Origin of the sequence: Aureimonas psammosilenae (assembly GCF_009176975.1) — a bacterium.
Taxonomy (GTDB): domain Bacteria; phylum Pseudomonadota; class Alphaproteobacteria; order Rhizobiales; family Rhizobiaceae; genus Plantimonas; species Plantimonas psammosilenae.
In genome coordinates this window covers 184,985-202,877 of record NZ_WEZG01000008.1, presented here as the reverse complement: position 1 = coordinate 202,877, position 17,893 = coordinate 184,985, and the positions used below count along the sequence as shown (strand labels likewise).

Sequence of the window (17,893 nt, the reverse complement as noted above, 5' to 3'; positions counted from 1 at the left end):
GCGCGCGGCTTCGGCAAGAAGAGCGCCGACGGGCTCGAAACCCGCCTCGACGGCGCGGCCGCGCGCTACGACGCGCTTTTCGCCTCGCTCCGACGCGTCGTCGCCTGAGAAGCCGCGGTGGCGCGCGTCCGTTCCCTCGACGCTGCTGGCCCCCGCCCCGTGGAAGGGCCTTGGCGAATGGCGCTGACGAAAGCGGACGCATGGCACGGTCCCGCCGCCTTCGATCCAGGAGCCGACTGGATCGCCGCGCCCGTTCCCGGCACGGTGGCGGGCGCCTTGCGCGACGCCGGACGCGCGCCGGTGTCGGTCCACGCGCATGATGCCTGGTATCGCGCGCCGTTGCGCGGCGAAGGGCGTGAGCGTCTCGTGTTCGCAGGTCTCGCGACGATCGCGGAAGTCTGGATCGACGGCGTCCTCGTTCTGTCGACGCGCTCCATGTTCGCCGCCCATTCTGTCGAAGTCGCGCTGACGCCGCGAAGCGAGATCGCGATCTGCTTCCGCTCGCTTGCCGATGAGCTTAGGCGGCCGCATCGACGGGGCCGCTGGCGGCCTCGCCTCGCCACCCCCGGCTCGCTGCGTCACGTCCGCACCACCCTTCTCGGCTTCATGCCCGGCTGGTGCCCGCCGGTTGAAGGCGCCGGCCCCTTTCGGCCCGTCACCCGCGAACCGCTGGCGGGTGCGATCACGGCCGACCTTCGCGCCGAGCTAGACGGCACCACCGGCCGGCTCGTCGCGCGTTTGCGGACGGACGGAGGGGCGGGCGGCGTCGTGCGCCTTTATTGCAACGGCGAGGAATGCGTTCTCCTGGAGGCCGCGCCCGGACAGTTCGAAGGGGTTCTGGAACTTCCCGACATCGCCCCCTGGTGGCCCCACACCCATGGCGAGCCGCGTCTTCATCCGGTCGAAGCGGTCATCAATGGTCGGCGTTTCGATCTCGGACACGTCGGCTTCAGGACGCTCGCTGTGACGCGACCCTTCGCGGAAGGTCTCGCGCTGTCGGTCAACGGCGTGCCGGTCTTCTGCCGGGGCGCGACCTGGACGCCTGCCGACCTCGTCGGACTGTCGGGCGAGCCCGAAACCTACCGGCCGCTCCTGACGCTGGCGCGGAACGCCGGCATGAACATGCTGCGGGTGTCCGGCATCACGCTCTACGAGGCGGATGCCTTCCACGATCTCTGCGACGAGATGGGGATCATGGTGTGGCAGGACGCGATGCTCGCCAATTTCGATTATCCGCACGACGATCCGCTTTTTCGCGACGCCCTTCATGGCGAGATCGCGCAGCTTCTGGACCGCCTCCAGACCTCGCCGTCCTTGTGCGTCCTTTGCGGGGGCAGCGAGGTCTGGCAGCAGGCGGCGATGCTCGGGGGCCCGGTCGAGGTCTGGCGGGACCGCTTCGGCGGGGAAACGCTCGGGGGCCTGGCCGCCGCGTCGCGTCCCGATCTCGTGGTCGTGCCCAATTCACCCTCGGGCGGCGATCTGCCGTTCCATGTGCGCGCTGGGGTCGCTCACTACTACGGCGTCGGCGCTTATCTGCGCCCCTTGGAAGATGCGCGCCGCGCCGCCGTCGGCTTTGCCAGCGAGTGCCTCGCCTTCGCCAACGTCCCCGAGCCAGCACTCCTGGCGCGAAACGGTCTCGCCGACCCGAACACCGAAGCCTGGAGTGCGGGCGTTCCCCGCGACCGGGGGGCGGAATGGGATTTCGAGGATGTCCGCGAGCACTACCAGCGTCTCCTTTACGGAAGCGATCCGGCAGAGTTGAAGCGCGGTGATCCTGAGCGCTATCTGGCGCTCGGCCGCGCCACGGTCGCCGAGGTCATGGAGGAGACTATCGCCGAATGGCGGCGGCCGGGCTCGCCGACCGCCGGCGCTCTCGTTTGGCTCCTGCGCGATCTGGCTCCCGGCGCCGGCTGGGGCGTCATCGACAGCGACAACCGCCCGAAATCGGCCTGGTACGCCCTGAAACGGGCCTTCCGGCCAAGGCAAGTGAGCTTTTCCGACGAAGGGCTGGACGGGCTTCACGTCCATGTCCGCAACGAAACGCCAGCGCCTTTCGAAGCGCGCCTCCGCCTCGCCTTCAGCGATAGCGAAGGGGGTACCGTGGCGGCCGCCGAGCGCGTGGTCCGGCTCGACGCGCGCGAGGCGCGCTCGTGGTCTTCCACCGAACTCCTCGGCCGCTTCTTCGACGCGACAGCGGCCTATCGTTTCGGCCCTCCGGCCCATTGTCTCGGCCATGCGAGCCTCAGCGAAGACACGGGCGAGGTGATCGCCGAATGCTTCCATTTCCCGCAAGGGCGCGATGTCGAACAAAAGCCCATCGGGCTCGCGGCGACGCTGGCCGAGACTGGGGAAAGCTGGACCTTGGAGATCGGCACCGAGCGATACGCCCACGGCGTCCATATCGAGACCGAGGACGGGCGCACTCTGCCCGACAACTGGTTTCATCTCGCGCCGGGCGGCCGGCGGCCGCTCGTCGTCGGGGGCAAAGCGCCACGGCGCGGCACCGTGACGGCCCTGAACGGCACGGAAGTTGCAAGGTTCGGCACCGATGACGCCTGAAACCGCATCACCAAACCACACGCCCTCGGGCATCGCCGAGCACGCCGTTTCGATCGATGGCGCCTTCGGTTGGCTGCACGCGGGGCACAATCGACGTGGCGTGATCTTCTGCGGCACGCACGGTTACGAGCAGCTTTGCGCGCACCGCGCCTGGCGGGAACTGACGCACCGGGTCGGACAAACGGGCTGCACGACGCTGCGCTTCGATTATCCGGGCGAGGCGGATTCTGCGGAGCCGCAAGGGGCACGGCTGGCGGCATGGATCGTGTCCATCCGCCGGGCGATCGCCTATCTGCGCGATGTCATGGCGGTGGAGGACGTGGTTCTGGTCGGCCTTCGCCTGGGAGGAACCCTCGCGGCGTTGGCGGCCGAAGGCGAAGGGGTGGACCGGCTGGTTCTCCTGGCGCCTTTCTCTACCGGCCGCGCCTTTCTGCGCGAGATGAAATTCCAGGCCCGCGCCATCAACCTTCTGCCCGACGCCAGCCCCATGCCGGTGGAGCCCGGCCCGCTCAATGTCGGCGGCTTTCATCTCGATCCGGGTCTCGTATCCGATCTGTCGACGGTGGATCTCGCAGCATCGGATCATGCCCCCGCGCCGCATGTCCTCGTCATGGGCGGCGATGCGATAAGGCTCGCTGCGAGCTTCGGCGCCCGTGGCGCGGCTGTGGAGACCGCCCCTTTTCCCGACCTTGCCGGGCTCGTCGCCGATCCCTTGAACGCCACCATCACCGAGGAAACCGCGTCGGTGGTGGCCGCCTATGCCGCGAGCGGCGCGATGGCGCGAGCGGGCTTGGCGCCTGTGCCCCCGTCCGGCGGCGTCACACTTGCCGGGCCGACATGGCGCGAGGAGGCCGTGCGCTTCGGGCCGGATCTCTTCGGCATCGAATGCCGTCCGCTCGGATCGGGCCCGGCGCGGGCGAGGATGCTGTTCCTGAACCTCGGGACGATCGTGCGCTCCGGCCACGGCCGGCAGGTCACGGCGCTCGCCCGAAAGCTCGCGGGACTCGGCATCGCTTCGCTGCGGATGGATCTCCTCGGCGTCGGCGACAGCCCCGAGCGTCCCGGCGGGGGAGTGCCTCTCTACGATCTCGATGCTCTCGCCGATGTGCGGGCCGCGATCGACCACCTCGTCGGGCAGGGTACGGGACCGATCGTTCTCCACGGAACCTGCAACGGCGCTTATCTTGCCTTCCACGCCCTTTGCCGGGACGAACGCATCCGGGGCGCGGTTCTCGCCAACCTTTATTGCTTCGACTGGGACCTCACGCATGACGGCGAGCCGTTTTCGGCAAAGCCCGTTCGCAGCGTCACCGCCTATGCGGATCTTCTGAAACAGCGCGAAGCCCTGCGGCGCGTGTTCACCGGGCAAACGCCGATCGCGTCGATCCTCGCCGGCATCCTTCGCCGTCGTTTCCACAAGATGGCCGCCGCCCTGCGACCGGGCGCGCGCCAGGAAACCATCAAGGAGCGGATCGTCCGGCTGCGAGGGCGCGGCGCCGAACTCGTTCTTCTCTACAGCGCCGGCGATCTCGGCTTGGCGGACCTTCGTCTTCAACTCGGCGCGACGCCGGCCGAGGTTGCCGCCACCCTGGGCGAGCCCGCCCGCATCCTCGATGGCGCCGATCACATCCTCTCGACCGCGAAGGCGCAAGACGAGCTTTTCGAAACCCTGCTCGAGGTGATCGAAAGGGTCGAATCCTCGCAGCCGCGACGGGAGCACGCCAAGGCCTTGCCCTGATCGTGCCGGTCGTTGGGATGAGCCCGCTTCAGCTCGAGGGCTCAGGCGCTGCCGAGGAGCGGGCCGATGACACCCGCTTCGTCGTCATGCTCGGCAAGCGTTTCCGCGCTTGCCTCCACCCGAGCGAAGAATTCGTCGGCATCGAACCAGACGAGATTGGACGGCGCCGAAAACGGCCCGACCGCGACGCTTCCCGAAACCGCCGAGACGATCAAACGTTCGCTGTCGTCGGTGGCGGCGCAATGGATGACATCGGGGCGCCCATTCGGCACGCCGCGCCCAAGCAGCGCCACCTCCATCGGAATGCGGATCGTTTCCCAGGCGAGCGCCGCCGCACAGGCCGGCCAATCCAGCGGCGAGCCGATCGCGATGCCGGCGATATCGGCGGCATAGGTGTCGTGCCAGGAATCGATCGCCGCGGTCCTGGCGATATCGTCGGCTTCGAGCTCTTCCTCGGCAGAGCCCTTTCCGCTCATAGGCGGTGTCGCCATCAGTTCGATGCCCACCAACGCCCCGAACTCGGTGCCGGATGCGCTTAAGATTGCCGGGACGAACGCAGCCACGGCACCGCGGATGCTGTCCGACGACGGCAGCGCCTTTCCCGAAAACGTCTCGACCAGAAGGCCGGAAAGGTGGTCGTGCAGCCCGCGGACCCGCCCCGGCGGTGTCGCTTCCGGCGCGAAGGCGGCCATCGGCAGAAGAACGGGAAGCACGAGGCAGCGGCCATTCTCGGGAACAACGCCGGACTCGCGCAAGGACGCCGCCAGCCGGGCGATCTCCTTTTGATCGTCCGCGAAGGCGGACAACTTGCCCGGTGCGCCGGAAACCGGACACAGGAACAGCCGCGTGCCCATTCCGGCCCCAAGCTCGCCCGCGCTGATGGTCCGCAGAACGCCGAGACCCGCTTCCGCGTAGGTCTGCGTCACTAAATGGGGATACTCGTCCAGAAGGACGTCCTGAAGATCCGGGGTGAGGCGCGCCCAGGCGTCATCGAAGTCGGCGCTCGAGAGAACGGACCCGATCTGCCCCGGCGGTTCATCGGCCAAAAAAGCCATGGCTGCCTTGAGGATCGCGCTGTCCGTCGGCGATTTCGCCCGCTTCATCGCCTGCCGTGCGATCTTCGCCGAAGCCCGTCTGTCCGCCCGATTGCCCATGCAATGTCCCGTCCCATGCGGCCTGTCGATCCTATCCGCCGCTGGTGCGTAGTTCGGATGATCGGCTTCGTCCATATCGCAGGCGGATCGGCGGGCTTCGATCGAGGCAGCGAGCGCCGGATCTTCGTTGTGTTTGAGTTCTCTAGCTGTTTGGTTGCGATTGCTTCACGACTTTCTGCCATCCTGTTCCGGCGTTCGGGATTGTTCGGTGTTCGATGAGCGGCAAGGCAAGCGAGTTCATCGGCGGCGGCTACAGCCGGCGGGTGGTTGGAGCATTGTTGGGGTTGCTGGCCACGGCCGGCATCGTCGGCACCACCCTCGTTCTCGTCAGCGCACGCAATCAGAACGCGCTGGCGGTGGAGGACTCGGTGAAGCTCGCCGAAACCGCTCTCGGCGTGAAGCAGCGCGAGATCGCTCGCAACCTGCAGGATTATACGCAGCGCGAGGACATCCAGAGCCGGTTGGGGGGGCGTGTCGATCCCGCATGGGCGGCTGGTGACGGCAATCTCGGTTCCAACATCTTCGCCAGCCTCGGCTACGAGATGGCCTTCGTCCTTTCGCCGGACCAGGACACGACCTATGCGGTCGTGGAAGGCAAACCTGCCCGTCTCGATGCTTTCGCCGAGATCCCCGAAGGCCTGAAGGACCTCGCCGAACGCGCCGCGGGTCATGTCGTGCCGGAGGTCGGCTTTCTCAGGTCGGGCCCGAACATCCTTCTCGTCGCCGCCGCCGCCGTCCGGCCGGCGACCCCGAGCCCGGATGCCGCCACGAGACCGTCCGTTCTGGTTTTCACCAAGAAGCTCAACGGCCCGCTCTTGACGCGCATCGGCAGCGATTACCTTCTCAACCGCTTTCGTTTGATGTCCGGGGAAGGAACCAGCCTCGGAGCAGCCTTGGCGCTTCACTCGCCGGACGGGACGACGATCGGTCAGGTCACGTGGATTCCCAAGCGTCCTGGGGACGAGCACCTGAGTTTCGTCCTGCCGCCGATGGCCGCATCCTTTCTCGTGTTCGCCCTTCTGGGGGGGCTCACCTATCGTTATTCGCGCCGGGCCAACGCCCGGCTGAAGGCTTCCGCCCAAACCATCGACAGCTATGCCGAAACGCTGCAACAAAGCGAAGCGCGCTTCCGCGACGTCGCCGAAGCGTCCTCGGACTGGATCTGGGAATGCGACCGCGAAATGCGTCTCGTTTTCGTGTCCTCGCGCTTCGAACCCGTGACCGGCTTGACGGAAACGGATGCGCTCGGCCGCCATCTGGACGTCTTCTTCCGCCTCGATCCTTCGGAGGAGGGCTGGCTCCGCTGTTCCACCGGCGAGGCTGTGCGCGACCTGCGCTACCGATACGAGGACGCACAAGGGCGCCCGCGCGTCGGCCGCGTATCGGCAAAGCCCATTCTCGACGAGGCCGGCATGTGGCTCGGCTATCGCGGCACGGCCACCGACATCACCAGCGAAGTGGAAGCGCAGGCGCGTGCCGAGCATCTCTCGAAGCATGACGCTCTCACCGATCTGCCGAACCGCGCGATGTTTCGCGAACGGCTGGATCAGGCGCTGGAGAACCACCGCTCGCAACGGAGCCGGCTGGCCGTTCTCTGCCTCGATCTCGATCACTTCAAGGAGATCAACGACACGCACGGTCACGCGGCGGGCGATACCATTCTTCAGGAAGTCTCGCGCCGCCTGGAAGCGCAGTTGCAGGCCGACGATACGGCCGCGCGGCTCGGCGGCGACGAATTCGCGGTGATTCAGCAAGGCTTCACGCAGCCGTTGGATGCGATCACGCTGTCGCGCAAGATCCTCGCTGCCCTCGATGCTCCCTACCTGATCGCCGGGAGGGAGCATCGTCTGGGGGTGAGCATCGGCATCGCCGTTCCCGATGGATTTGAGGCGGCCGAGCTTCTCCTGCGCAATGCCGACATCGCGCTCTACGATGCCAAGGAATCGGGACGCGGCACGGCCCGGATCTACGAAGCGCATATGGGTCTTGATCGGGAAACGCGCCGAACGCTGGAGCAGGATTTCCGCCGAGCGGTCGAACTCGACCAGTTCGAACTCCATTATCAGCCGCTCGTCGCCCTGGAGAGCGAGCGGATCATCGGCGCGGAGGCTCTTTTGCGCTGGCGCCATCCGTCGCGAGGCCTCGTGTCTCCGGGCGAGTTCATTCCCCTCGCGGAGGAAACGGGACTGATCGTGCCGCTCGGCGAATGGGTCCTTCGCACGGCCTGCGCACAGGGCGTCCAATGGCCGGGCATCGTGATTGCCGTGAATCTGTCGCCGGTCCAGTTCATGCAGCGCGACATCGTCGCTCTGGTCGCGCAGGTTCTGACGGAAACCGGGCTGGCCCCCGCCCAGCTCGAACTGGAAATCACCGAGGGCGTGCTGCTGCGCGACGGCGTTGCGGCGCGCGACACGCTGAACCGTCTGAAGGCCCTCGGCGTTCGCATCGCCATGGACGATTTCGGCACCGGCTATTCGTCGCTCGGCTATCTGAACTCCTTTCCCTTCGACAAGATCAAGATCGACAAGTCGTTCATCGCCGACCTGTCGGCCGCCAAATCCAACGCGATCGTGCGCTCGGTGATCGGGCTCGGGCAGAGTCTCGACATGGTGATCACCGCCGAGGGCGTCGAAACCGCCGACCAGGCGCAATTCCTGCGGCGCGAAGGATGCGAGCAGGTGCAGGGCTATTATTTCGGGCGCCCGCTCCCGGCCGATCAACTCGCCTCGCGCATGGCGGATCGCCCGGTCGGCGAAGCCGCCTGAAGGTCCGTCCCGCAACCCGTCTCAGAAGTTCGCCGGATTGCCCGACTGCACGACGCCGGTGCCGTCGACGATGCCGTTCTTGATCCAGGAGATTTCGCCGGTTCTGCTGATGCGCGCTCCCCAGCACTGCGCAGGCGTCGCCGCGTCGTAGCTGAAGCAAAGCGTGTCCCCGACCACGCTCCAGCGCCCGTCGTAGTTCGAGCCGCGCAACGTTCCGTCCGGCAGATAGAACTCCCGGTAAGGCCCGCCCGCTGCCATGGCGCCCTGCACCGTGTTGCCGGAAATCATCCGCGCGATTTCGGGCCCGGACAGCGCCCGGTCGTCGGCCGCGGACGCATGCCCCGCCATCACGAAGAAGGGTAACAGGGCGATCAGCGTTCTGCGCATGGCTTCCGCATCCGGTTCGCAGGCGTCGGGGAATCATTCACCATGGAAGGATGCGTCAAAACCATCAAGGATGGATTGAGGCTTCGCGTCGCATCGTTCGGCAAGGAGTGCAAACGAAAACGCCCACCGGGGGAGGACCGGTGGGCGTTGTTTCTGCACCCTCGCTTGGGAGGAGGAAGAGGGTGCGACGGCCGGCTATGGGAGGAAAGCCAGCCATTTGCTTCGGCCCTGGGAGGAGGATGGGCCTTCACAAATTCGATGACTGAAACCTACGCGTTTCTTGTGCAGTGCGATATGCCCTTCCGCGCATGGAAGCCCTGCGATTTTGGAATAGCTCGTGACTAATGCGGACAGCACACGGGCAAGCTTGCGGGGCGGGCGCGTTCGATATCGCCGTCCGGTTCGGAATCTGCGCGATTTCTAGTTTATTCGCCCGCCCAGGCACCGTGCATAGAAGGTCTCTGCGCTCACGCGGGCTTGGTTCTTTGCCCAGGCGTCGGATGAGAAGCCCTTGTGAAGTTGAAAGGTGGACTCGAACTTGTCGGCAGCCAGCCGCTGGCAAAGCGTCAAGGGTTTGCCCGGTGCTGGCGGCGGCCCGATACGGAAGGTTTCGATCGGCGAGGCGTTCACGATGCCCGACGCGCACCCTCCCATCGCAAGCGCACTGCAAACGAGAGCGATGGTCGCTGGCCGCGAAAACTGCATATAGGCTCCTGCGACCGCGTCGCCGTTTCGGCGATCGGATATCGGGCTCTCGCGCGCTCGTTCAACCAGGAAACGTCGACCAAGGGACGTCCGACGCATCCGCGACGTTCCAAGGGCGCGAGCGTTCAATCGACGCGGGCAGAAGGCCAGCGAGCGTCCCCAGAACCGAGATCGCGGCGGCGGCCAAGCCTTCCCGGCTGCCTTCCCCGACGCGAAAAACGATCGTTCCGTCCTTGCGGCCGGACAACGCGGCTCGACCCGTAATGGAGACCCGCTGGAGTTCGGTTTCCCCGAGATCCGGCAGCCCTGGTTCTTCCCCGGTTCGGGGCGGCATGCAGTCGATGGTCAGAAGCGCGTCATCGCTGACCGCGAGCCGCATGAGGGCTTCGGGCGCGAGACCCGGCATCGCGTTCAAAAGCACGCAGTGGATGCCGGCGTCCACAAGAAGGGGGACGGCATAGGCACCGAGCGCGAAGCACGGCCCGGATGTGACGATATGCACGGTTCTGGCACCGCCGAGAATCGAGGCGGCCCGCTCCAAGGTGGCCGGATCGGCACTGTGGGACAGATCATCCAGGCAGGCACGAATCGAGCCGATAACCTCGCCAAGTTTCCGCCCGGCCGTCAATTCTTGCCCGCATGCCTTGCTCGATCCCCGGCCGTCCAGAAACTGGCTCCGCGCTAGGAGCCGTCGCCGGAAGACCTTCTGGAAAGCCGAGAACCCGTCGAAACCGGTCTTGTGGGCCAGCCGGACGAAGGTGGAGGGTTGAACATCGGCAGCCTCGGCCAACTCTGCGACCGTCCCGAAGGCGACAATATCGGGATGGGCGAGGCACCAGTCGGCGAGGCGCTGCAACTGCCGCGACATGCGTGCGCCGTCGCCGCCCATCGCCCGCCGCAACGTTTCGAACTCGTCGGCGATCGGATGAGATGCTTCACGAACGGGCGCTGTCGGTCGCGCCCCGTTCCCGCCAACGAGCGCGATCCCTCGGCCGGCGGTCTCGGCGGCATCCGTTTCGGAACATCGCATGGCTCGCATCACCTCGTGGCAGCCGGTGCGGCGAGCGCTGCGGGTTCGCCGCACCCGGTTGTTTCGGGCAGTTCTCAGCGGCCGATCATGGCCGGCGTGATCGCCACGCTTTCGCCCGTCTGCGCTGAACGGGTCGCGGCCTCGGCGCAGGCCAGCGCCGCGACACCCTCGCCAAGCGTGACCGGCAGCGTTGACTCGGCCTTCAAGGCTTCCACGAAGGCCGTCCATTCGGCCTCGTAGGCGCGCATGTAGCGCTCCAGGAAGAAGTAGACGGGCTTGGCCGAGCACGCGCCGTCGACCGTGATCTTCTCCACCGTGTTCTCAAGGACGTTCTTCGCCGACAGAAGTCCTTCCGAGCCGAGCAACTCGACGCGTTGGTCGTAGCCGTAGCCCGCGCGGCGCGAGTTCTTGATCACCGCGATGCGCCCGTCGTCCCAGGTGAGGGTTACGGCGGCGGTGTCGACGTCGCCGGCCGCGCCGATGGCCGGATCGACGATCGAGGAGCCTGCGGCCGTCACCTTGGCGGGTGGCCCTCCCATGATCCAGCAGGCCATGTCGAAGTCGTGGATCATCATGTCGCGGAAGAGACCGCCGGAAACCCTGATGTAGGAAACGGGCGGGGGCGCGGGATCGAAGGATGTGATCGACAGAAGCTCGCCCTTCCCGATTTCCCCTTTATCGAAGGCCGCCTTCAGGGCCGCGAAGTTCGGATCGAAGCGGCGGTTGAAGCCGATCATTACCGGCTTGCCCGCGACCTTGGCCTGACAGGCCAGCGCCCGTTCCAACGAAAGGTCGACCGGCTTCTCGCAGAGGACGGCTTTGCCTGCGGCGGTCGCGCGCTCGATGAGGTCGGAATGCGTGTCGGTGGAGGTGGCGATCAGAACGGCATCGATCGCGGGGTCGGCGAGGATGTCATCGACGCTGCGGGCATCCGCGCCATACTGCGCGGCGAGCGACGCGGCGGCGTCCGCCACGACGTCGGCAACGGCGACGAGCCTCGAGTCCTTGTTGGCTGTGATCGAGCGGGCATGAACCTGGCCGATGCGGCCGGCGCCCAGAAGCGCGACGTTCAACATGGGGTGTCTTCCTTTGATGTCGGGCGATATTTGATGTCAGGCGATGGTGAAGGCGTCGCGGAACCGGCGGAGCGCGAGTTCGTCGTCGCCCTTGGGCCATGCTTCGAGGCCGATGACGCCGCGATAGCCCATTTCGTTCAAGGCCCGCGCGATCGCCGGATAATTGATCTCGCCGGTGCCCGGCTCGTTGCGGCCGGGGACGTCGGCGACCTGGATCTCGCCGATATGGGGCAGCGCCCGGCGGCAAAGCTCGATCAGGTTACCTTCGCCGATCTGCGCATGATAAAGGTCGAGATTGAGCTTCAATGACGGGCGGTTCACCGCCTCGATCAGGGCGATCGTGTCGGCAGCCTTGGCGAAGGGCACGTTCGGGTGATCCACGGCCTCGTTGAGGTTTTCCAGAACGAAGGTGACGCCGTGCCTTTCGCCGAGATCGGCGATGCGGCGCAGCGTATCGGCGGCCTTCAGCCACATCGCGCCGGACACCAAATGCGATTTGACGATCGCCTGCCCCTGGCCGTCGAGGCCCGTGCCGTGAAGGTTGAGACGCGGGCAGTTGAGTTCCTTGGCGATGGGGATCGACTGGGCGGCGGTGCGAAGCAACTCGTCCGCGCCGGCATCGTCGGCGAGCGTTCCCGTGACGTAGCCGGTCATGGAGGAGAAACTCGCGCCCGAGGCGGCGAGAGCCTTGATGTCGTGGCGGGTCCAATCCCAGATCTCGACAAGGAAACCGGCCGCCGTCAGGCGCTCGAGCCGTTCGAGAACGGGAAGCTTGGCGAAGACGGTTTCGGCGCAGACGGCGAGCGCGAAGGGTTGTGTCATGGAAGGGTGCCTGCTTTGAGATCGAAAGGGGATCAGACGGTGCCGCCGAGTTCGGACGACATGGACTGAAGTTCCTTGCCGCCGGCCAAGGGACGCTGCGGCTCGTCCATGGTGATTTTGCCCTTCGTGAACGTGCCGACCGCCTGCTGCGGTTCGCGCACATCGATGCCGATGCGACGCCTTTCCTCGCGAGTGATGCGATCAGCTTGCCCCATGTCCTTGCGCTTGAACGGGCCGAAGCCGGTGGTCGGCTCCTGTCCCATGAAGAAGTTGCGCGTCATTGACATCAAGGCGGTCATCGCCAGATCCTGGTAGACGATGCCGGCCGGCTTCTGGTTCACGGCGGCTCCGATGAGTTGCACCGTCTGCACTATGTCGGAGGTTCGGGGCGCGCGGCAGTCGAGCGAAATGCCGCTTTCCTTGTGAGCTTCAGTCATGCCGTTCTTGACGACCGACCAGAAAGGGTCGGATGCCTGGTTGTGGGTGAGGGCGATGATCTGAACGTTGTCCTGCGCCGAACCGATCTGCGGTACCGCCAGAACGGAGCCCAGCACCAGCGCACCCAGCGCGATCCTGTTCGAAACTCGAAGCATGACTTCCTCCCAAGTGGAGCCGGCTTTCCGAGCGCGGTCACAAGACAGCGCATGTTTCTCGACATGCCCCTCCCGGCACCGGGCAACGAACGATGAATTGCTACCGGGTGCAATGATGTATTGATAAAGATCTCGGCTTTGATTGCAATACCTGCGTTGCGTTTCGAATCGTTCTGGAACAAACGTCCCAAACCGCGAGCGGGATGTTTTGAGCGTGAAAAAGAGAGCCACGGCGCTGGAGGTCGCGAAGGCCGCCGGTGTTTCCAAATGGACGGTGATCCGCGCCTTCACGCCCGGTGCGTCCATCGCCGAGTCCAGCCGCCAGAAGGTCCTGGCGGTGGCCGAGACCATGAGCTATCGGCCCAATCTTCTTGCCCGCAGCCTCGCCACCAGTTCCACGCAGCACGTCGCCGTCTTCGTGGACGACTTCACCAATCCCCATAAGCTGGAGATGCTGGAAACGCTCACCGCCGCTCTGCAGGCGGAGGAGCTCGTCGCGGTGATCGTGAACATCAACGAGCATTTCGACCACGTCCATGCGCTTCTGAACGCCGATCAAAGGCAGGTGGACGCCATTGTGCTCCTCGGCACGTCGTTTCGCGACGAGACCTTGAGCGACGTGCGCCTGGGCGAGTCCGCGCCGCCATTGTTCGTGCTCGCACGCGACAGCCAGACCTCCCGGATCTCGCCGATCTCCTGCGATTCCGGACATGCTCTCGCGGAGATCTGCACCCATCTGTGGGCACGCGGGTATCGCAGGCCTGCCTTCATGACCGGGCCTCGGACGCTTTCAACCGCCCTTGGCCGACGCCAGCATTTCGAGGCCTTCTGGATGGAGCGCGGCATCGAGGCGGTTCCGACCCTTTCGGCCGAGCGCTATAGCCACCGGGCGGGGGGCGATGCGGCGCGGGCTTTTCTCCAAGCCTCACCGAGCGGCCTGAAGATCGACCTCCTGATGTGCGAGAACGACATTCTTGCCTGCGGGGCGATGGATGTGCTGCGCAGCGAGTTCGCGCTTCGCGTACCGGAAGACCTCGCCATCGTCGGCTTCGACGATACGGCGATTGCGGGCTTTCCGACCTACGACCTGACGACCTATCGCCAACCGATCGCAGCCATGGTCGATGCGCTGGTGGACATGCTGGCGGGCCGGCGGGCCAGCGAGCCGGTCAGTCTTCCCGGCGAACTGGTTCTTCGCTCGTCGGCTTGAAGGCGCGCTAATCCGACCGGCGCGCCTCCCCGTATCTCGTTGGTCGCGAGCGCTCCAGCCCCTTAGGTCTCGTCTGCCTTCATGGGTTTCGTTCACCTCGCATGCGCCATGATCTGGATGCGATGAATGCAGACGAGACGTAGGGAAAAGCGCGCTCGTCCTGCCGCCTCGCAACTCCCGGCGCGCGGCGACGACGTCACGCGAGGCGCGACCGAACTCGATCGCGATCGACTTGGCCGAAAGAGCATGGGCCGAAATCAGTTGTTGCCCGACGTCCCCGAACGTGATCTGATCAGATATCATATAAATTCGAGGTGCGCCGCATGTCGGATCGCAAGACTTCCCATGCCACGTCACAAGGTCCGATCGCGATCCTGGGTGCGGGCCTTATCGGGTGCAGTTGGGCGGCGCTGTTCGCCGCGTCCGGCAGGCGCATCCATCTGTACGACAGCCATGCCGATGCGGGGGTGCAGTTCGCCCGCTTCTGGGAGGGCGTGAAGGACACGCTGGCCGAGATGGGCTTTGCCCATACCGGGTCGCCCCCTGAGTTCCGGGTCTTCGGCTCGGCCGCCGAAGCGGTGGCGGAGGCGAGCTTCGTCCAGGAATGCATCCCCGAGCGGCTGGACGCCAAGCGGCGCCTTTATGCCGAGATCGAGCCCGCCTTGCCGGCGGGAACAGTGGTGGCGACCAGTTCCTCAGGGCTCAAGCTATCCGACCTTCAGGTCGGGTGGCGGAACCCGAGCCATCTCGTGATCGCCCACCCCTTCAACCCGCCGCACATCATTCCGCTGGTCGAACTCTACGGCAACGAGGCGACGGCGCCCGAAGCGCTTGACGTATCGCGGGCGCTTTATGAGAGCTGCGGCAAGAAGACGATCACGCTGAAGCGCGAAGTCATGGGGCACGTCGCCAACCGGCTCCAGGCGGCGCTTTGGCGCGAAGCCATCCATCTCGTGGCCGAGGACGTCGTGTCCGTCAGCGATGTCGACACGGCGATCAGCGCCGGGCCCGGTATGCGCTGGGCCGTGATGGGGCCGCACATGCTTCTCAATCTCGGCGGCGGCCCGGCCGGAATTCGCGCTTATTGCGAGCAGTTCCGCGACAGCTACGCCCTCTGGTGGGACGATCTCGGCAAGCCGCAGCTCGATGCCGAGACGGTCGACAAGCTGGTGGAAGGACTTCGCGAAGAGATCGGCGCGCGCGACTACGACGCGCTGCGCCGTGAGCGCGACGCCAAGATCGTCGCGCTTCTTTCCGCCATCAATCATGTGGATGCCGGCGGTGACCGGCAAGCGGCGAACGCCCGGCACGAGGCTGCCGGCAGCGCGGTGGGGGCCAAATGAAGCGCAAAGTCGTCCTGACCTGTGCGGTGACGGGGGATGGCCCGATCCATCCGCGCTACCCGAATTATCCCGTCACGCCCCGGCAGATCGCCGAGGCCTGCCTGGAAGCGGCCGCCGCCGGCGCCTCCGTGGTCCATATCCATGGCCGCAACCCGGAAACGGGGGTCGGCGACCGTTCGCCCGCCGTTTTCCGCGAGATCGTCGCGCGGGTGCGGGAAGAGAACCCGGACGTTCTCGTCAACCTCACCACCGGCATGGGCGCGACCTTTGTGCCCGATCCGGCTGACGAGGCCATTGCCCATCCGACGACCGATGTCGGCACGGCGGCCGAGCGCGTCGCCCATGTGGTGGAATTGAAGCCGCAGATCTGCACGCTCGACACCACCACCATGAATCTGGAAGGCGGCATCGCGGGCGCGCCCGACTGCATCTTCATGAACACGCCCGGCAAGCTGCGCGACATGGCTGAGCTGATCCGGAAGGCGGGAGTGAAGCCGGAAATCGAGGCCTTCAATCCCGGCGACATCCTTCTGGCCCGAAACCTCATGGAAAAGGGGCATATCGACGAGCCGCCGCTTTTCCAGATCTGCCTCGGCGTCAAATGGTCGGCCCCGGCCGACGCCAGGACGCTTCTTTACATGAAGGAGCTCCTGCCGCCCGGCGCGATCTGGAGCGCCTTCGGCATCTCGCGCTGGCAGATGGAGATCGTTGCCCTGTCGACCATTCTCGGCGGCCACTGCCGCGTCGGGCTGGAAGACAACATCTATCTCGAGCGCGGCGTCTTCGCCACCAACGGGCAACTGGTGGAGCGGGCAGGGCGCATCATCCGCGATCTCGGCTGCGAGGTCGCGACGCCCGGCGAAGCGCGCGAAATCCTCGCCGTCGGTTAAGATGGCCGAGGAGAAGGAACCGGAGCCGGGCGTCGAACTGACGAGGGTGGTCGTCCACCAGTGGCAATGCGACCATTTCGGCCACGTGAACGTCCGGCACTATGCCGCGATCTTCGATGACGCCGTGTTCGTGTTCTGGAACGGGCACGGGTCCCGGACGGCCGACGGCACCGTGCCGGTGACGGCCGAAACGCGGACCGTCTTTCGGTCCGAAGTCGCAGCGGGAACGGTGGTCGCGGTTCGCGCCCGCATCAAGCGGATCGGCTCGAAATCGCTCGGCCTGCACCTGGAAATGGTCAATCCGCAGGACGGAACCGTTTTTGCGAGTTGCGACGTGGTGGAGGTCTTCTTCAACCTCCAAACGCGGGGCAGCGAAGCGATCCCGGCAAGGGTGCGCGAAAGCCTCGCGGCCTCCTCTCAAGAGAGCCAAGCTGAAGAAGTCGTTGCAGATAAGTTTCGAGAGCGGCGTCACGTAGGGCGCCCGACGTCAACCGTAAGCCGCCACACTTCGGCTGGCGGGTCAGAAAGGGAAAGAACGTGAGGAACACATTTCTGCTGACCGGCGTTATACTTGCCGTTTCCGCCGGCCTCGGTGCACCGGGTGCGGCGGCACGCGACCTGACGGTCGTTTCCTGGGGCGGAACCTATCAGGACGCCCAGCGCGACATCTATTTCAAGCCCTTTGCCGCGAAGACGGCCAAGCCGCTCCTCGACGAATCCTGGGACGGCGGCATCGGCGTCCTGCAAGCCAAGGTCAAGGCGGGGGCGCCGAACTGGGACGTCGTGAATGTCGAAGCGGTGGATCTCGCGCTCGGCTGCGACGACGGCATCTTCGAGAAGCTGGATTGGGACAAACTCGGCGGCAAGGACAAGTACCTTCCCAAAGCCGTCAGCGATTGCGGCGTCGGTGCGAACGTCTGGTCGACCGCGATCGCCTATGATGGCGCGAAGCTGGCCGACGGGCCGAAATCTTGGGCGGACTTCTGGGACACCCGGAAGATACCGGGCAAGCGCGCCCTGCGCCGGGGGCCGCAATACAATCTCGAATTCGCCCTTCTCGCCGACGGCGTGAACAAGGACGAGGTCTACGAGGTTCTGGCGACACCCGAAGGAGTGGATCGTGCCTTCCGGAAGCTCGACGAATTGAAGTCCAACCTCGTCTGGTGGGAGTCCGGCGCCCAACCGCTTCAGTTGCTGGCCTCTGGCGAGGTGGCCATGACCTCGGCCTATAACGGCCGCATTACCGGTATCAACCGGAGCGAGAAGAAGAACTTCAAGGTCGTCTGGCCGGGCAGCATCTATTCCGTCGATAGCTGGGCGGTGCTGAAGGGCGCCGAGAACAGGCAGGCCGGCATGGACTTCGTCGCCTTCGCCAGCGAGGCGGAAAATCAGGCCAAGCTGCCGGCCTATGTGGCCTACGGACTGCCGAACAAGGACGCCTCCGCGCTGGTGCCCGCCGAATACAGGGCCGACCTGCCGACCGACTCGAACAACATCGCGGACGCCTTGGCGATCGACGTGGACTTCTGGATCGACAATACCGAGGATCTGACCGAGCGCTTCAACGCCTGGCTGGCGCAGTAGGAACCGCGCGGAACGCGCAAAGAACGTCCGTGCGGGG

The 17,893-nt window shown here is 65.8% G+C and carries 14 protein-coding genes; 8 read left to right on the top strand and 6 right to left on the bottom strand.

All coding sequences use genetic code 11. The annotated features are described in order from the left end of the window. Positions 1-177 precede the first annotated feature (177 nt). Both F9929_RS15650 and F9929_RS15645 read left to right on the top strand, forming a co-directional pair. Positions 178-2,559 (top strand): glycosyl hydrolase 2 galactose-binding domain-containing protein, encoded by a 2,382-nt coding sequence (locus F9929_RS15650; protein ID WP_235919346.1) that lies wholly within the window; start codon positions 178-180, stop codon positions 2,557-2,559. Beyond that, positions 2,549-4,297: a serine aminopeptidase domain-containing protein gene (locus F9929_RS15645; protein WP_152047512.1), complete on the top strand. Its 1,749-nt coding sequence runs from the start codon at positions 2,549-2,551 to the stop codon at positions 4,295-4,297. The genes F9929_RS15650 and F9929_RS15645 overlap by 11 nt, the downstream gene beginning before the upstream one ends. Before the next feature lie 41 nt (positions 4,298-4,338). Here F9929_RS15645 and F9929_RS15640 read toward each other — a convergent pair whose 3' ends face one another. Then, positions 4,339-5,352 (bottom strand): hypothetical protein, encoded by a 1,014-nt coding sequence (locus F9929_RS15640; RefSeq protein WP_152047511.1) that lies wholly within the window; start codon positions 5,350-5,352, stop codon positions 4,339-4,341. Between the two features lie 314 nt (positions 5,353-5,666). Here F9929_RS15640 and F9929_RS15635 point away from each other — a divergent pair, with 314 nt between their 5' ends. Continuing rightward, a complete protein-coding gene (locus tag F9929_RS15635) occupies positions 5,667-8,216 on the top strand; it encodes a bifunctional diguanylate cyclase/phosphodiesterase (RefSeq protein ID WP_152047510.1) in 2,550 nt (849 codons plus the stop codon). A gap of 21 nt (positions 8,217-8,237) precedes the next feature. On the opposite strand, the gene F9929_RS15630 is transcribed toward F9929_RS15635, so the two are convergent. The 5 genes from F9929_RS15630 to F9929_RS24870 form a co-directional block, all read right to left on the bottom strand. Further along, complete coding sequence (locus F9929_RS15630; RefSeq protein WP_152047509.1) at positions 8,238-8,603, bottom strand: hypothetical protein; 366 nt, start codon at positions 8,601-8,603, stop codon at positions 8,238-8,240. A gap of 766 nt (positions 8,604-9,369) precedes the next feature. Then, positions 9,370-10,338, bottom strand: coding sequence for a MurR/RpiR family transcriptional regulator (locus tag F9929_RS15625; RefSeq protein WP_193227792.1), 969 nt, complete (start codon positions 10,336-10,338; stop codon positions 9,370-9,372). A gap of 74 nt (positions 10,339-10,412) precedes the next feature. Further along, a complete protein-coding gene (iolG, locus tag F9929_RS15620; RefSeq protein WP_152047507.1) occupies positions 10,413-11,414 on the bottom strand; it encodes an inositol 2-dehydrogenase in 1,002 nt (333 codons plus the stop codon). A 36-nt stretch (positions 11,415-11,450) separates the two neighbouring features. Beyond that, a complete protein-coding gene (locus F9929_RS15615) occupies positions 11,451-12,236 on the bottom strand; it encodes a TIM barrel protein (RefSeq protein WP_152047506.1) in 786 nt (261 codons plus the stop codon). 32 nt (positions 12,237-12,268) lie between these two features. Further along, positions 12,269-12,829, bottom strand: coding sequence for a type 1 periplasmic-binding domain-containing protein (locus F9929_RS24870; protein ID WP_407922240.1), 561 nt, complete (start codon positions 12,827-12,829; stop codon positions 12,269-12,271). 214 nt (positions 12,830-13,043) lie between these two features. On the opposite strand from F9929_RS24870, the gene F9929_RS15605 reads away from it, so the two are divergent. The 5 genes from F9929_RS15605 (at position 13,044) to F9929_RS15585 (ending at position 17,856) form a co-directional block, all read left to right on the top strand. Further along, the gene (locus F9929_RS15605) at positions 13,044-14,039 is read left to right on the top strand and encodes a LacI family DNA-binding transcriptional regulator (protein ID WP_152047505.1); all 996 of its coding nucleotides are present in this window, start codon (positions 13,044-13,046) and stop codon (positions 14,037-14,039) included. Positions 14,040-14,362: 323 nt separating this feature from the next. Continuing rightward, positions 14,363-15,382: a 3-hydroxyacyl-CoA dehydrogenase NAD-binding domain-containing protein gene (locus F9929_RS15600; RefSeq protein WP_152047504.1), complete on the top strand. Its 1,020-nt coding sequence runs from the start codon at positions 14,363-14,365 to the stop codon at positions 15,380-15,382. Continuing rightward, positions 15,379-16,272, top strand: coding sequence for a BKACE family enzyme (locus F9929_RS15595; RefSeq protein ID WP_152047503.1), 894 nt, complete (start codon positions 15,379-15,381; stop codon positions 16,270-16,272). Before F9929_RS15600 ends, F9929_RS15595 begins: the two co-directional genes overlap by 4 nt. Position 16,273: 1 nt before the next feature. Continuing rightward, positions 16,274-16,813 (top strand): acyl-CoA thioesterase, encoded by a 540-nt coding sequence (locus F9929_RS15590; RefSeq protein ID WP_152047502.1) that lies wholly within the window; start codon positions 16,274-16,276, stop codon positions 16,811-16,813. Positions 16,814-16,824: 11 nt separating this feature from the next. After that, positions 16,825-17,856: an ABC transporter substrate-binding protein gene (locus tag F9929_RS15585; protein ID WP_152047530.1), complete on the top strand. Its 1,032-nt coding sequence runs from the start codon at positions 16,825-16,827 to the stop codon at positions 17,854-17,856. Positions 17,857-17,893: the final 37 nt, after the last annotated feature.

What these genes read in the sequence shown, in the direction of transcription:
- F9929_RS15650 (WP_235919346.1), top strand. Translation starts at nt 178, where the DNA reads ATGGCGCTGACGAAAGCGGACGCATGGCACGGTCCCGCCGCCTTCGAT.
- F9929_RS15590 (WP_152047502.1), top strand. Translation starts at nt 16,274, where the DNA reads ATGGCCGAGGAGAAGGAACCGGAGCCGGGCGTCGAACTGACGAGGGTG.
- F9929_RS15595 (WP_152047503.1), top strand. Translation starts at nt 15,379, where the DNA reads ATGAAGCGCAAAGTCGTCCTGACCTGTGCGGTGACGGGGGATGGCCCG.
- F9929_RS24870 (WP_407922240.1), bottom strand. Translation starts at nt 12,829, where the DNA reads ATGCTTCGAGTTTCGAACAGGATCGCGCTGGGTGCGCTGGTGCTGGGC.
- F9929_RS15600 (WP_152047504.1), top strand. Translation starts at nt 14,363, where the DNA reads ATGTCGGATCGCAAGACTTCCCATGCCACGTCACAAGGTCCGATCGCG.
- F9929_RS15640 (WP_152047511.1), bottom strand. Translation starts at nt 5,352, where the DNA reads ATGGCTTTTTTGGCCGATGAACCGCCGGGGCAGATCGGGTCCGTTCTC.
- F9929_RS15645 (WP_152047512.1), top strand. Translation starts at nt 2,549, where the DNA reads ATGACGCCTGAAACCGCATCACCAAACCACACGCCCTCGGGCATCGCC.
- F9929_RS15630 (WP_152047509.1), bottom strand. Translation starts at nt 8,603, where the DNA reads ATGCGCAGAACGCTGATCGCCCTGTTACCCTTCTTCGTGATGGCGGGG.
- iolG (WP_152047507.1), bottom strand. Translation starts at nt 11,414, where the DNA reads ATGTTGAACGTCGCGCTTCTGGGCGCCGGCCGCATCGGCCAGGTTCAT.
- F9929_RS15615 (WP_152047506.1), bottom strand. Translation starts at nt 12,236, where the DNA reads ATGACACAACCCTTCGCGCTCGCCGTCTGCGCCGAAACCGTCTTCGCC.
- F9929_RS15625 (WP_193227792.1), bottom strand. Translation starts at nt 10,338, where the DNA reads ATGCGATGTTCCGAAACGGATGCCGCCGAGACCGCCGGCCGAGGGATC.
- F9929_RS15635 (WP_152047510.1), top strand. Translation starts at nt 5,667, where the DNA reads ATGAGCGGCAAGGCAAGCGAGTTCATCGGCGGCGGCTACAGCCGGCGG.